Raw genomic sequence first — 14,382 nt, 5'->3', positions numbered from 1 at the left:
GTCAATCACAAACCCCGTTCCTTCCTCACGGCAACGCAAATGCTACGTAAGTACCTCCGGATTTTAAGCCATATCTTGTTCCTCCGGCGGTGATTGCGATGTATTGTTTGCCGTTTACCATGTATGTGATCGGGGTAGCAAAGCCGCCGGCTGGTAGTTTATATTGCCAAACAACCTTGCCCGTTTTAGTGTCATAAGCTCTCAAATGTTCATCGTAAGTGGCCGCAATGAAAAGCAATCCGCCAGCTGTAACGATCGGCCCGCCGTGGTTTTCGGTTCCGGTGGGTGGTATGCCCTGCTTTGTCAGCTCAGGATATTCACCCAGAGTTACTTTCCAAAGATATTCACCTGTATTCAAATCAACAGCATTTAAAGTGCCCCAAGGCGGTTTTATAGCTGGGTAATTATCCTGATCCTTGAACTGTACATTTCCATTATTCACAAAAGGTGGCACAAATGGAAATTTTTTGTCTTTCTGAACGGTGGCTTGCGAAGTTTGCGCATGAATGTCGTTGGCCGCTGGTTTTACCTCGATGTGCAATAAATAATTTACGATTTCGGTTCGATCTTCTTTTGAAATATGTTGAAAAGATGGCATTCGTCCGCGTCCGGTCTCCAGTAATGCGGCGATTTGTTCGCGGCTCATTCTTTTACCAATGTCTTTTAAAACGGGATATGCCTGATCCGCTGCCGGCGCAGTAGCGTTCTGGGTGGTGGCATGACAAGCCGCACAATTGGTATTAAACAAAACATTGCCTTTCGTTAACGTTTGTCCGGATGGCTTCTCTTTCGCATCACGCATTTTGAGCCACCAAAGCATATTATTGCCATTCACATACATAATGCCGCCAGGATCCGCAGCTGCGCCGCCCCATTCCGCTCCGCCGCCAATTCCGTATAGTAACCCTCCATCCAGGCTTGGCGGATAATTTTTGGCTCCTTTATTACTGTTTAAAAAACGATCTAAAACGAAGGCGTGCGCCTCCGGAGTGCGGGTTGTAATATCAGCTTCCGTGAAGGTTTGCTTGGCAAATGGTGCAGGTTTGGTCGGGACAGGCTGGGTTGGCCACGGCTCCTCGCCGGGCAATGCTTTTGTAATGGGCACAGCGACTTCTTTTACCAGAAACAAAGGCTTGCCCGTGTCCCGGTCAAACACAAAAATATAACCGTCTTTGGTAGCCTGCGCCACGGCGTCGACTACCTTTCCTTCATGCTTTACGGTGATCAGGTTCGGCGGGCAAGGAATATCACGGTCCCATAGATCGTGGTGAACGGTCTGAAAATGCCATTTACGCGTGCCTGTTTCCGCATTGAGTGCAATCACGCAATTTGCAAACAGGTTCGTCCCTTTTCGTGCGCCTCCATAAAAGTCAACCGATGGTGAACCCGTTCCCAGAAAAACCGTCCCCCGCTTTTCATCCAGTACCATTCCAGCCCAGCAATTGGCCGCCCCCAGTTTCAGGTACGAATCTTTCGACCAGGTTTCGTATCCATATTCTCCGGGCAAAGGAATGGTCCTGAAAACCCAGGCCACTTTTCCGGTGCGTACATCAAAAGCCCGAATATGGCCCGGCAATGCATCCCCACCCTCAGAAACGGAAGAACCGGTGATCAGAAGATTTCTGAAAATAACGCCAGGTGTGGTGTTGCGAATGTTAAACTGAGCCGCATTGTAGCCATACGTTTTCTCGTCTACCAGACCATCGTGAAAATCTACTTCACCGTTTACGCCAAATGTTGAAACCGGTTTTCCATTCGCCGCATGAATGGCATGTAGTGTGGCACCCGCGGTAAACAGAATGCGTCTATCATCGCCGTCTGCCCAGTAAACGACACCACGCATGGGGTGAAACTGCGGTTTCTTCCCCTGAAATGGATCGAATTTCCAAAGTTCTTTCCCGGTTGCCGCGTTAATGGCGAAAACCTTCAACCTGGGCGTGGTGCCATACATAATCCCATCGATCACAATGGGTTGACATTGCATTTCCATGCCTCTCTGCTCCGGATTTTTATTCTCACCGGTATCATACGACCAGGCGGATTTCAGGCCGGCAACATTGTCTTTATTAATCTGGTTGAGAGGCGAATAACGGTTACCACCGCTGTTTCCGCCGTATTTCGGCCAGTCTTCGTTGGTACCGTCAAACCTGGTAAGTCTGAAAGACTGGCCCGGTTTCGAAGGTTCATTACCAGGTTTTAGCCCGCTAAACAATCCTATTAACAACAGAACCGGAAGGATTAGTAGTAACCTATTTGTCATTTTTTCAATTTTTACCAACTACGGGAGTTTTTGGGTAAAAGTAATGTCCCGGTCGCATCAATGGCCAAAACCGATTGGATCGCCTGCCACCGGGAGACTGCAGATGTTTCAATTGGTTTCATTTTTAAAAAGGGTTAGGATATCTGGCCCCGGCTACCAGTTATGGATCGAACCATCCGGGGCTTTCAAAATCGGATGCGGGAATTTTGTTTTCTCTTTTACTTCCATCACAAACGTTGCCTTTTTAGGGTCAAATTTCACGCCCAGCCCCGGCGCATCGTTCAGATACAATTTGCCATTTTTGAAATTGATAAAATCTTCGTTGAAGTAAGGCGGACGTTCCGGTTCGCCACCGCCGAGTTCCATTAATGCACGCGCCGGGCTGCTCGAACCTAATACATGAACCAGCGTCGCGGTTGATAATGGGCCTGTAAAATGAGGGATCATCCCTACATAATGCGTTTCGCACATAGACGCCAGTTTCTTGAATTCACCGATTCCGCCCGTGTTTGGTAATGTAAACCGTGTATAGTCGATCCAGCGTTTTTCGATGAATTCGTTGCTATCCCACCGGTCGCCAAACTGTTCGCCCACAGCAATAGGCACTTTTGTCATTGCGCGGACCTGCTGGTACACCGCCGGATTCTCAGACCTCACAATGTCCTCGACAAAATACGGCTCCGTCGATTCCAGGGCTGTGCAGATCTTTAAACCATCAGTCAGATCAAAACGCGTATGCAGATCCACGGCCCATTTACCGCCGCCGCCCACCGCCTCGTCGATCCTTTTACAGAAATCGATTGTCTTTTTAACGTTTTCATAAAAGTCAAATGGCGTTTCGCCGCTACCGCCCGTCGGGCCGATCCGGTAGGCTCGCAATCCGGCTTCGATGCAATCTCTCGCACGTTCTTCTTCCGTTTTTGCCTTACTTGCCCGGAAACCGGTTGCATAGCATTCGACATAATCGCGGGTAGCGCCGCCGAGCAACTCGTAAACCGGGACATTTAACGCTTTGCCTTTGATATCCCACAACGCCATTTCCAATGCGCCCAGTGCATGCAGTTTTTCGCGACCGGGAGGATAAAACATCCCGCGGTACACATTTTGCCAAATGTGCTCGATGCGAAACGGATCTTCGCCGATCATCATTTGCGCGCATTGTTCGATCATATCCTTGGAACCTCCCTCGCCAATGCCGATGATCCCGCCATCGGTTTCTATTTCGACGATTCCACGAGCCTGATTAAAAAGTGGTTTATTGTAACCCGGAGCTGCATAATACCGGATCTTAGTGATCTTCATTTTGGATGCCGCCTCCGCTTTGATCAGTGGAAAACCAGCCGCAATTGCAGTAGAGCCCAGCAAAGCAGTTTTAATAAAATTTCTTCTCTCCATAAATCTTATCATTAATCGATTAAGCTTTTTAACAAAAAATCAAACTGTCGCCACCGTTCTGGCAAATGACGAGTCCCGGGCAATCAGTTTTGCTTCCATAAGGATCTGTTTCACTTCCTCTTCAGGGTTTTTCAGCCTGGCTAAAAGGTATTCGACTGCTGTTTTGCCGAGCATTTCCAGCGGTTGCCGCAAATAGGTAATGGGGCAATAATACAGGTCAAAAACTTCTGCCTGACCAAAGCTGACAATGGCCAGATCGGATGGGACTTTCAGCCGAAGCTCATTGATGTATTTCAACCCATTAATAGCTAATCCATAAGTTGCGAAAATGAGCGCTTCTACTCTATTTTCTGACGCAAGTAATTCATCAATAGCAACTTTCACTTCCTTCTCGATCGTTTCAAAATGCACTTCTCGCAGCCAGCCGTTTTGAAATTCTAGCTCACTATCCAGCAATGCATGTTTGTAGCCACGGATACGTTCTTCCATGTGATACATATCCGACCGGTATGCTATTAATCCAATTCGCTTATATCCGCCATTTTTCAAATGAATACAGGCATCATACGATGCTTTGTAATTGTTTGTGGCAACAAAATCCGTCTCGATATCGGGAAAATGCCTGTCAAGCAACACGAAAGGTATGTTTTGCTCTTTCAGATAATGAATTTGATTTTCGGATCCTTCCGTGGAAACAATGATAAAGCCATCAACCTGTCTGCTGATCAGCACATTCAGCAGGTCCCAGCATTTGTCCGCATGTTCATCGCAGCTCCCGATAATGACCGTGTAGCCATTTCGTTTTGCCTCGTCTTCCACAACGCGGGCAATGTTGGCAAAAAAAGGATTTGAAATGTCGGCAATGATCAATCCGATGGTGTGTGTTTTACCGCTTCTCAGACTTTTTGCAAGGTGATTAGGCTGGTAATTCAGCTCTTTGGCAATTTCCCTGACTTTCCTGGCAATCGCCTCGCCCACTCTCGTTTCCTTTTCCCGGCCATTCAGCACGTAACTTACCAGTGCAGTCGAAACACCAGCCATTTGGGCAATGTCTTTCAGTGATGTTTTTTTCATAGTGCATCACGGCCGGATTAACGTGCCGTCGAATTTCCGCACTTGCCAGTTTGATTTGGTCGTGATCGGATACTTGGCAGCTTCCTTTTCGTTGATGTCCACTCCGATACCCGGCACCTCATTTACAGACATATACCCGTTTTTCATAGTCGGACAACCTGAAAAAACTTCCTGCATTTTGTCATTGAAACTCACCGCTTCCTGGATACCGAAGTTCCAGACAGCCAGGTCAATGTGCGCGTGTGCGGAGTGACCGACCGGAGAAACATCGCCCGGACCGTGCCAGGCCGTTTTTATATTAAACCATTCTCCAAGCCTCGCCACTTTCATAGCAGGCGTTACCCCACCTATCTGCGAAACGTGGATGCGGATAAAGTCAAACCACTGATTTACCATCGGTTCCACAAATTCATTGACGTTATTGAAAAGCTCGCCCATGGCGATCGGCACCGTGGTACTTTGTCTTAATAACTTAAACCATTTCTGATTTTCCGGAGAAAAAGGATCTTCTATAAAAAACGGATTGAACTCTTCCAGTTTTTTGATCATATTGATCGCATTCATCGGCTGCACCCGCTCATGAATGTCGTGAAGCAGCTCAATTTCTTCCCCGCAACTTTTCCGCACAGCTTCAAACAACTTGGGAATTGCTTTTAAATAAGCATTCTCATTCATGAAATTATCAGTCGGCCCGCCAAAATTCTCCTTTTTAAAGTCCGGCTGCTCGTTGGTACTGCCTACTGCACCATACCCACCCTGCTGAATCCGTATGTATTTAAAACCTTTCTCCTGGATGCTTTTTACACTTTCGACGGTAGCCTCCGGGGTATTTCCATTGGCATGCGTATAACAAGGTACAGCGAAACGAACTTTTCCGCCGAGAAGCTGATAAAGAGGCATTCCCGCGCGCTTTCCTTTAATATCCCAAAGTGCCTGGTCGAGACCGCTCAATGCATTGTTCAGCACCGGGCCATTCCGCCAGTAGGAACTTACATACGCCCCATGCCACATATCTTCGATGTTATCGACATCTTTTCCAACACAAAATTCATTCAGATAGGTATTGATCGCAACGATAACCACGGCGGCACGTTGGGTAAAGGTCGCGCAGCCCAGCCCGTACAGGCCGGGTTCCGATGTTTCCACTTTCACGACGATCAGATTGGAACCCTGCGGTGCGGTGGCAATCGCACGGACACTTTTTATCGTAACCGGTTTCATGGCCTTTGCATACTGAGGAGTGCCTTTTTCTTCTTTAGCCTGCGCATCGGAGATCCCGCCAAACAGACCCAACAATCCGGCAGAACCACTCAGGCCCAATGCTTTCATGGTGTCGCGACGGCTTATTCCAGTTTCTTTCATGAGATTTTGGGTTAAATAAAATGTGATTAAAGGTTTAGGAATTAAAAGGTTGATGTCGCCGCGGTTTTACTTCTTATCCCACCAAACCCGCGTGTCAGGATTATTAGGTCCAGATTAGCGCGGATTTCTTCGGCGTAATAATCGGCCGCAGTACCCGTCACCCAGCCACGAACGGCAGCCTCGGCAAGTAAAAGCTGTTTTTGGACATAAACCGCAAATCTGTCATTTGGATAATAATAATAACGGTTCACACGGTCTGACGACGAATATTGGGGGTTAAAAGTTATTTTTACCAAGGTAAGTTCTCTTTTTGCGCAACATCCCCGGCCTCGCATCCATGACTTTTTTAAGAAGATTACTCGATCAATCCAGACTGCCATTAACGGAGCGGGAGTTTTGGCGATACTCATTGTGTTACTGGAGCGTTTTTGCGGTAATCACACTCTGGCAGCTAACCATGCTTTGGCTGCTCATGGAAGGATACGTCATGCGCTATTACGAAATGATCATCTGGCTGCTCGACGGGCTTTTCTGGTGGTCCACCACTCCACTGATTTTATATACCTCTCTTAAAATCCCGGTGACTTTCAACCTCAGAACGACTTCTCTGATAAAACCCATACTTTACCATCTGATCATCGTCACCTTTCTCAATGTCTTTATCAATTGCGTCCATTACTACCTGACAAACCCCGTTTTGTTCTGGACGTTTGGAGAGTCCGTTGCGCTGGAAAGCTATCTTTTTTCATTTTATATGGCTTTTACCGGAAGCTATGCACAGTATATGCTGCTTGTGGTGGGATTCAACAAGGTCTCACACATTTACCGCTATCAGGCGTTAAAACAGCAACACTTCGAGACGGAACTGAACAATGAACAACTTCGGGGGCAGCTCGCGAATGCGCAGTTGCAGTCGTTGAAGATGCAGCTAAATCCGCATTTTCTCTTCAATACCCTGCATTCCGTTGTGAGTCTGATGGTGACGAACGATATCCGGAAAGCTACATTGATGATCACTACGCTGAGTGACTTGCTGCGGGCAGTGCTCATTAATCAGAAAGCCGATTTCATCCCATTTCAGGAAGAACTGAAACTCACCCGGCAATATCTTGATATTCAGCAGGTACGGTTTCAGGACCGACTGAATGTGGAGTACCGCATCGACCCCGCTTCGGAACTTTATCCGGTACCCCAGCTCATTCTGCAGCCGCTCGTCGAAAATTCGATCACCCATGGCATCTCAGATGTGACTACGAATGCATTGATCCGGATCACAAGTAAAATGAGCGCCAACGGGCTGGAAATACAGGTTTGGGATAATGGCGTCGGGGCAAACCAGCGGAAACCGTCCACGGGCACCGGCCTGGGATTGGAAAATACGAAATTACGATTGAAAAAAGCCTACGGTGAACACGCCACGCTTACTTTCGATCAGCCCGTTGAAGGAGGAACAGTCGTGACATTACGCTTTGAAAGTCAACCCATTAATAAAACTAAAATAAACCATGAAGCATTCTTGTCTGATCATTGATGACGAGGTACTGGCCCGCGAAGTAATCCGCACATTTCTGAAACACGACCATTCCATTGAGATCGTGGATGAGGCCGCGAATGGTTCTGAGGCGGTAATTAAAGTACTGCAGCATCGGCCGGATATTGTTTTTATTGATATTCAAATGCCGGGAATGGATGGGTTTGAAGTGATTAAGGAAATTTGGTCGCATCATCAGCCATTTGTCGTATTCACAACTGCATTTGATCAGTATGCAATCCGTGCTTTCGAAGTGAATGCGATTGATTACCTGCTGAAACCTTTTGATGAAATCCGGTTTCACCAGTCTTTGGGACGAGTAAAAGAAAGGTTAAGCCAAAAATCCCAGCCGCGTATAGAGGAACTCGTCAACAACCTGTTGCGTGAAAAGCAATCGAAAGGTGAGAGCTATCTTGAACGGATATTGGTAAAAGAAACGGGCAAAATGTATTTTGTAAAAACCTCGGATATCAGTCATTTTTCCGCTGATGGGAATTACATTTCCGTTTATACAGCCCAAAAAACATATACCATTTACGAGAGTCTGGGTAGCCTGGAAGTCAGGCTTGATCCGTCCGTGATGGTGCGCGTCGGCCGGTCCAATATTGTGAATATGAATTACATTACGGAGCTGGAAACGTATTTTAACGGTGAATACATCATCCATCTTTCGACCGGCGACAAGATAAAATGGACACGCGGATACCGGGATAATATCAAAGCTTTTCTCACCCGCATGAATTAACGAAACCAACTTCAACCGATGTCTGATGCATTTCAGATAAGGAATTGCTCAATTCAGATAGGATGGATTGCATTGCAACACATTGGACCACAAATTTGTCATCAGAATTAGTCGTTCCAATCTAGCTCAAATCATTAGCCATGTCTTTAAAATCTACCAATCCAATTAAACTCGCGTTTCTACTCTTTGCCGCCACCGGCCTGATCACATTGGGCCTCACATCAGCAACCGACGCCGAAATCAGCAGCCAGCCCGATCTCGCGCCCGAGACCAATGCCCATCAGGCCAATCTGAAATGGAGCTACGATGAAATCGCACATAAACTGATCATGGAACCGGCTTACCGCATGGCCGAATTGAACAACCCGGAACTTCCGTCAAAACTTGGAAGCTCGCTTTTGAGAATCAGCAGACAGATAGAGTGTTCGAACATGTGAGCGAGTCGCGGGTGACAACACCCGCGACGAGCAGGCGCACTAGTAATGCAGTTATACTTCCTCTTCCACCTGAACTTTCCGCTCGATCGCCGGAGGTAACAGCTTGTACATTACCGGCGTCACCAATCGGGACAGCAGTGTGGAGCTGATCAACCCACCAATCAATACCAATGCGAGCGGCGAATACAATGCGCTGTACTCGATCACCAGTGGAAGCAAACCTCCGATCGCAGTGAGTGAAGTCAGCAGAATGGGCACGAAACGGATTTCGCCTGCCTCGATAATCGCTTCCTCAATGCCTTTTCCCTGTTCGCGGAGCTGGTTAGTGAAGTCGACAACTAACAGTGAGTTTTTAACCTCAATACCAACCAATGCGATAAACCCGATCGTCGCTGTAAATGAGAGCGTTTCGCCGGTAAGGTAGAGCATCGCCAGCCCGCCGACAATACCCAACGGGATCACCGAGAGTACGATCAGAATGCTTTTAAAAGTTTTGAATTCAAGAATTAAGACACCCAAAAAGCCAAATATCGTAAGCAGGATAATGAGCCCCAGACCGCCGAAACTTTCTTGCTGACTTTCCTTTTCACCCGCCACTTTAAATGTCTGGCCCTTTTCAAACTTAAATGCATTGAGTTTCTCTGTAATCTGCTCATTTAGTCGCTGCACATTATAGTCAGGTTTTACAAATGCAGATACCGTTACGTACCGGTCTTTATCGTAATGCCTGATCTGATTCGGCGAACTTTCCAGCTCGATGTTTGCTACGTTTTTCAATGGAATGCTGGCGCCGGTCGCGGATGGGACATACAGTTTATCAAAAACACCATAATCCTGAATGGCCGCATTTCTGGAGACCGACACATTCACGTCGTAGTTATCCGCTTTGCCTACATCTTCGCGATACGTCGCCACATTCAAGCCCGCAGTGCCAAGCCTCACGGTACGGTCGATGTCTGCGGAAGAAATGCCCAAGGCTCCCGCTTTTTCTTTGTTCACCTGAACGCGGAGATCCGTTGGCTGCACCAGCAATGGGTTATTTACGTAAATCGTCCCTTCGGTTTTGGACAAAAGATCTGCTACGCGAAAAGCTGTTTTTCTTAACTCGTCCAGGTCTTCACCGTAGATCCGGTAAGCTAATGGAGCTTCAATCAGCGGACCTTGTTCAAAATCCTTTACCTTGATTTCCGCGCCGGGATAACGTTCCAGCTTTTTCCTCAGCCGCTCGATTACCTCTACCTTTTCATGCGTTTCCAAACCTTCCACCTGCACAAAAATCTCGGCAAAGTTCTCGCTTTCATTGCGCTGGATCACATTGTAATAAACACGTGGGTTCCCTTTTCCTACATTGGTTGAAAACGACGTGATCAAAGGTTCCTTTTTCAAAATCTCTTCCACATATCGCGCAACCTGGTTCGTCTTTTTCAGATTTGTTCCCTGAGGTGTTTCAATGTCCACCAGGAACATCGGCTTTTCAGATTTTGGAAAAAGGCTGTTTCCGATCAATGGGATTAATGCCAGAGATCCTCCGAAAATCAGTCCGGCGATCAGCAATGTCATTGCCGGACGTTTCAGTGCTTTATCTAAAAGACTTCCATAAGTGGTATGGATGATCTTTTTCATTCCGCGCAGCAAGAAATTTCCTTCCTCGGTCATGTGCGGTTTCAGGATCACACTCGATAAAAACGGTACGACCGTCAGCGAAACGACCATCGATGCAAATACCGTCGTAATCACGGACAATGGAAGGCTTCGGATAAAATCACCCGCACCTTCTGGCAGAAAAACCAATGGTAGGAATGCAAAAATCAATAAAATCGTGCAACCTACTACCGCCAAACCGATTTGCGAAGAAGCCTTGATGGAAGCTTCTACTCTCCCATACCCCATTCGCAGGTAACGTTCTATATTTTCCACCACCACAATGCTGTCGTCAACCAAAATGCCGAGCGCGACGATCATCCCGACAATGCTCAGCTGATTGATATTATATCCCAGCAGGTTCATCAAAGTCAGCCCGATCGCCAGAGAAAGCGGGATGGATATCATCACGACCAGCGAAGCCCGCGTACCCAGCGGAAGTAAAGTCAGCAATACCAGCAAAATGGCGATACCGAAGTCTCTCGCAAAATGCGAAAGCCGCGTATCCACGCTTTTGGCCTGATCGAAAACTTTTACAAGCTCAATGTTCGACGGTAATTCCTTCTGAAAACTGGTCGCAATGGGCTCAACCTGAGACTGTACCGCGATAATGTTCTCACCTTCTTTCAGGCTTACATTCACAAAACTGCACCGAAAGCCATTCAGCCGGGTAAGGTGCGTTTCATCTTCGTAACCCAGTTTCACATTCGCCACATCTTTGAGATATACGATTTTCCCGCCGGATGTGGAGACTACAGTATTCGCCACCTCGTCCAGCGTCCGGTAATTTCCGCTGGTTTTGATATTTAATTTTTTGGTTGCCATACTAATGCTTCCGCCGGGAATATTGACATTCTCGCTTTGCAATGCGCCAATGATCTGATCCTGAGTAAGCTTCTGCGCGGCTATTTTTTGCAAATTGAGGTTCACCTTCACCTGACGCTCCGGTACGCCCGAATACTCCACTTTTTTCAGCGTTTTTACTTTTTCCAGACGCTCTTTAAACTTTTTGGAATACTTCTTCATTTGCGCATACGTGGCATTTTCACTGATCAATGCATATTGATAAATGCTCACATCCGAGGGAATTTGTTTGTTAATGCGGATATCGGCCACATCCGCCGGCAGTTGCGAACGCAGGCTGTTGATCTCCCGCACCACTTCCTGGTATTTATCATCCGGATCGGAACTGTATTTGTACTGGATCTGCAACACCGCCAGCCCATCACCAATGTCGGTGATGATGTGTTTCATGTCGTCCAGCTCATTCATTTTTTTCTCAATGGGATCCACGATGAGCTGCTCCATATCCTTCGGACTTGTTCCCGGATAAATCACGATCACGGTAAACTGGGGCGGATGAATGTCCGGATCTTCGCTGCGCGGCATGGTGAAAAGCGAGTAGATGCCCAGGGCAAGTACCCCCAGAAAGACGACCAGCGTAAACTGGTAATTCTTAACTGCAAATTCAGGTAATTTCATGATTTCGTCGATTGAACAATTACTGAACTATTTTAATGGATGCGCCGTCGGCCAGGTAGGCTGAACCTTCCCGGATCACCTGCGAACCGCTCTCCACGCCCGAGAGAATAAAAGCTTTGTCGCCTTCCATGAAGGCAATTTTCACCGCCTTTTTCACCGCTTTGCTATTCTGCGCCACGAACACAAATGCACTGTCATTCTCACCCTCGATTAATGCGTCGACCGGAATGGAAACCATATTTGTTTTTTGTTTCGGATAAATACTTACTCTCGCAAAAAGCCCGGTCGCCAGCTTCGAAGCCTGTTTATCGAGCCCAATTTCCGCCAGGTATAATCCTGAAACTGCATCACTTCCTTGTGACAAGCTTTTCACACTTCCGGTAAAGGTCTGAGGATACGCATCGAAGGTGATCTCCGCTTTTTCGCCGCCTTTCAATCGCGCCCAATCTTTGTCGGTCAACCCGCATTTGATCACCCAATCCTGGCTTCCGGTGCCGCTCACAAACAAAACCGGAGTTCCACCCTCGACTTGTTCACCGCCATTTTGCAATTTTTTGATCACTACCCCATCGGTCGACGAGATGATTTTAGCCTGTGAAAGATTGAACCTTACAATTTCGAGCTGCTTTTCCGCCAGGTTCAAGGTTGTCAGACTGTTTTCCACCTGCTCTTTTGTGCTGACACTGTCGCGATATAGGTTCTGCGTGCGTTGTGCATCCCGTTTTGCTTTGCTAAAATTCTCTTCGGCCTGCGCCATTTGAGCGGCAATTTCCGTCGTATTAAGTATCGCCAAAACCTGACCTTTTCTCACCCGGTCGCCTTCTTTGACCAAAACATCCTTAATAATCCCGCCCACTTTGAAAGACAACCGCGCCTCGTGTTCAGACGCCAGCAAACCCGAAGTTTCCACTGCCTGCGCCTGGGTGAGAGATGACGAGCTCATGATTTTAACCGGAATGGTGCTGTCTGTCACCTCCACTTTCTTCCCTTCCTTTTTACAGCCAACCGTTACCGCAGCCAGAAAAAAGATCGTTATACCTAGTTGAATAGTCGTTTTCATTTTATTTTTCAGTTAAGAATACGTAGCTGGCTTTTGCCCTTTCCAGTTCGGCGGAACGGGTTTGTACATGTAGATAAGAAATACTTTGTTGCAGCTGGTCACCGATCAGCCGGTCTTGCGCGTCAAGAAGCTCGATATAAAGCAGTTGTCCTTCGCGGTAAAGTTTCTGCTGATCCTGGTAATACTGCTGCGAAAGTGTTGTCTGGCTTCTGGATGCCTGATAGATCTGCAATGCAGATTTTAGCCGGTTAGCTGCCGTTTGCGACTGCAATTGCATCTGCTGCTCAACCTGGCTGATCTGTTCAGCGGTGGCTTTGGTTTCCAGCATCGCCTGTTTTGCTTTGTACTGCGTGCGGTTTCCTGCAAAAACCCGCCAATCCAGCGTCACCCCAAAAAGGTAATAACGGGTATCATTATTAAAACGGACAAAATCGCCCTGCGACCCCAGGTCTATAAACGTTGCCAATTTCGGCAATGCAGCTGCTTTGGCAAGTTGTCCCGAAAGTGCATTGATCTTATACAGTGATTCCAGTTTGGCCAACTCTTCCCTCCTCCCCGACGCCGACGAATCCGTGTCCAAAATAACCTGCTCCCTCGCTTGCAGTTCGAGCTTCGTATCCAGTGGATTATTCAGGATAAAATTAAAATACGCGACTGCATTCACCGCTTGATTCCGTGCATCATCCAGCCTGACCTGCAAACCGATCAGCTCGTTTTCGGAGCGGCTGATTACAGTTCGGATCGCTTTATCATTCTTTACCAAAGACTGATTAAACCGCAGGTTTTCCCTCGCCAAAGTCACCGCGCTTTCGAGGATTCGAATCGATTCATCTGCCTGTAAGCAAGCATAATACGCCACTTTTATTTCCTTCACCAATTCCCTTTTATATACATCTACCTCCGCCTGCTGCAAGTTGATCTGCTCCTTCCGAATGCGCGTGTTGTAAGTGATTTCCGCATTATAAATGGGCAGCGAAGTCCTGAATTTCGAATCGTAATAATTGTTGGGATTAAAAGTCTGGTTGACGTTTTCAACCTTCGGAAAAGCAGAGGAATTGGTGAGCTGGTTCAGCGAAGAATACACCGGATTGAGCAGGTCCCCGATTGGAATGCTGATTTTCCGGCCACCTCTGGAATCGAGGTAAGTTGCATTGAAATTCACTTCCGGCAGAAAGAAAGTCTTTGCTTCTTTTAATGCATATAAGCTTTTTTCGAGGATAAAGCCTTGCTGGCGAAGTCCCTGGTTATTTTTCAGGCCTTGTTCAATGTAATTTTGTAAGGTGTTATCCTGCGCCGACGCCGTTCGCGCAAGTATTGTCAGTGTCAGCATGTAAAGTACGCGCAGTAACCTGACCAAATTGGTCTGTTTCATTATAAATCACGTTTATTTAGTGA

General features: G+C 47.2%; 11 protein-coding genes. 3 read left to right on the top strand and 8 right to left on the bottom strand.

The features are described 5' to 3' along the window. Positions 1 to 25: 25 nt before the first annotated feature. The 5 genes from LZG72_RS23725 to LZG72_RS29195 form a co-directional block, all read right to left on the bottom strand. A complete protein-coding gene (locus LZG72_RS23725; protein ID WP_233877623.1) occupies positions 26 to 2,260 on the bottom strand; it encodes a pyrroloquinoline quinone-dependent dehydrogenase in 2,235 nt (744 codons plus the stop codon). A gap of 153 nt (positions 2,261 to 2,413) precedes the next feature. Continuing rightward, a complete protein-coding gene (locus LZG72_RS23720) occupies positions 2,414 to 3,655 on the bottom strand; it encodes a mandelate racemase/muconate lactonizing enzyme family protein (RefSeq protein WP_233877622.1) in 1,242 nt (413 codons plus the stop codon). Between the two features lie 39 nt (positions 3,656 to 3,694). Next, the gene (locus LZG72_RS23715; protein WP_233877621.1) at positions 3,695 to 4,729 is read right to left on the bottom strand and encodes a LacI family DNA-binding transcriptional regulator; all 1,035 of its coding nucleotides are present in this window, start codon (positions 4,727 to 4,729) and stop codon (positions 3,695 to 3,697) included. Between the two features lie 6 nt (positions 4,730 to 4,735). After that, the gene (locus LZG72_RS23710; protein WP_233877620.1) at positions 4,736 to 6,091 is read right to left on the bottom strand and encodes an enolase C-terminal domain-like protein; all 1,356 of its coding nucleotides are present in this window, start codon (positions 6,089 to 6,091) and stop codon (positions 4,736 to 4,738) included. A gap of 41 nt (positions 6,092 to 6,132) precedes the next feature. Further along, positions 6,133 to 6,387, bottom strand: a complete 255-nt coding sequence (locus tag LZG72_RS29195; RefSeq protein ID WP_310590570.1) for a hypothetical protein — start codon at positions 6,385 to 6,387, stop codon at positions 6,133 to 6,135. A gap of 41 nt (positions 6,388 to 6,428) precedes the next feature. Here LZG72_RS29195 and LZG72_RS23700 point away from each other — a divergent pair, with 41 nt between their 5' ends. The 3 genes from LZG72_RS23700 (at position 6,429) to LZG72_RS23690 (ending at position 8,804) form a co-directional block, all read left to right on the top strand. Next, positions 6,429 to 7,622: a sensor histidine kinase gene (locus LZG72_RS23700; protein WP_233877619.1), complete on the top strand. Its 1,194-nt coding sequence runs from the start codon at positions 6,429 to 6,431 to the stop codon at positions 7,620 to 7,622. Next, a complete protein-coding gene (locus tag LZG72_RS23695; RefSeq protein ID WP_233877618.1) occupies positions 7,597 to 8,367 on the top strand; it encodes a LytTR family DNA-binding domain-containing protein in 771 nt (256 codons plus the stop codon). Before LZG72_RS23700 ends, LZG72_RS23695 begins: the two co-directional genes overlap by 26 nt. Positions 8,368 to 8,507: 140 nt before the next feature. After that, entirely contained in the window at positions 8,508 to 8,804 is a 297-nt protein-coding gene (locus LZG72_RS23690; protein WP_233877617.1) for a hypothetical protein, read from the top strand. 51 nt (positions 8,805 to 8,855) lie between these two features. Here LZG72_RS23690 and LZG72_RS23685 read toward each other — a convergent pair whose 3' ends face one another. The 3 genes from LZG72_RS23685 to LZG72_RS23675 are packed head-to-tail and all read right to left on the bottom strand — an operon-like array spanning position 8,856 to position 14,359. Then, positions 8,856 to 11,927, bottom strand: coding sequence for an efflux RND transporter permease subunit (locus tag LZG72_RS23685; protein ID WP_233877616.1), 3,072 nt, complete (start codon positions 11,925 to 11,927; stop codon positions 8,856 to 8,858). Between the two features lie 19 nt (positions 11,928 to 11,946). Next, positions 11,947 to 12,987 carry an efflux RND transporter periplasmic adaptor subunit gene (locus tag LZG72_RS23680; protein WP_233877615.1) on the bottom strand — a complete coding sequence of 347 codons (1,041 nt, stop codon included), beginning with the start codon at positions 12,985 to 12,987 and terminating at the stop codon, positions 11,947 to 11,949. Position 12,988: 1 nt separating this feature from the next. Next, a complete protein-coding gene (locus LZG72_RS23675) occupies positions 12,989 to 14,359 on the bottom strand; it encodes a TolC family protein (RefSeq protein ID WP_233877614.1) in 1,371 nt (456 codons plus the stop codon). Positions 14,360 to 14,382 lie beyond the last annotated feature (23 nt).

The organism is Dyadobacter sp. CY323 (genome assembly GCF_021390245.1).
Taxonomy (GTDB): Bacteria; Bacteroidota; Bacteroidia; order Cytophagales; family Spirosomataceae; genus Dyadobacter.
The sequence above is the reverse complement of the archived record's forward strand: the minus strand, read 5'-3'. Positions and strand labels throughout refer to the sequence as shown.

Coding starts and splice junctions, on each gene's coding strand:
- LZG72_RS23725 (WP_233877623.1), bottom strand. CDS start 2,260: ATGACAAATAGGTTACTACTAATCCTTCCGGTTCTGTTGTTAATAGGA.
- LZG72_RS23720 (WP_233877622.1), bottom strand. CDS start 3,655: ATGGAGAGAAGAAATTTTATTAAAACTGCTTTGCTGGGCTCTACTGCA.
- LZG72_RS23715 (WP_233877621.1), bottom strand. CDS start 4,729: ATGAAAAAAACATCACTGAAAGACATTGCCCAAATGGCTGGTGTTTCG.
- LZG72_RS23710 (WP_233877620.1), bottom strand. CDS start 6,091: ATGAAAGAAACTGGAATAAGCCGTCGCGACACCATGAAAGCATTGGGC.
- LZG72_RS23700 (WP_233877619.1), top strand. CDS start 6,429: ATGACTTTTTTAAGAAGATTACTCGATCAATCCAGACTGCCATTAACG.
- LZG72_RS23695 (WP_233877618.1), top strand. CDS start 7,597: ATGAAGCATTCTTGTCTGATCATTGATGACGAGGTACTGGCCCGCGAA.
- LZG72_RS23690 (WP_233877617.1), top strand. CDS start 8,508: ATGTCTTTAAAATCTACCAATCCAATTAAACTCGCGTTTCTACTCTTT.
- LZG72_RS23685 (WP_233877616.1), bottom strand. CDS start 11,927: ATGAAATTACCTGAATTTGCAGTTAAGAATTACCAGTTTACGCTGGTC.
- LZG72_RS23680 (WP_233877615.1), bottom strand. CDS start 12,987: ATGAAAACGACTATTCAACTAGGTATAACGATCTTTTTTCTGGCTGCG.
- LZG72_RS23675 (WP_233877614.1), bottom strand. CDS start 14,359: ATGAAACAGACCAATTTGGTCAGGTTACTGCGCGTACTTTACATGCTG.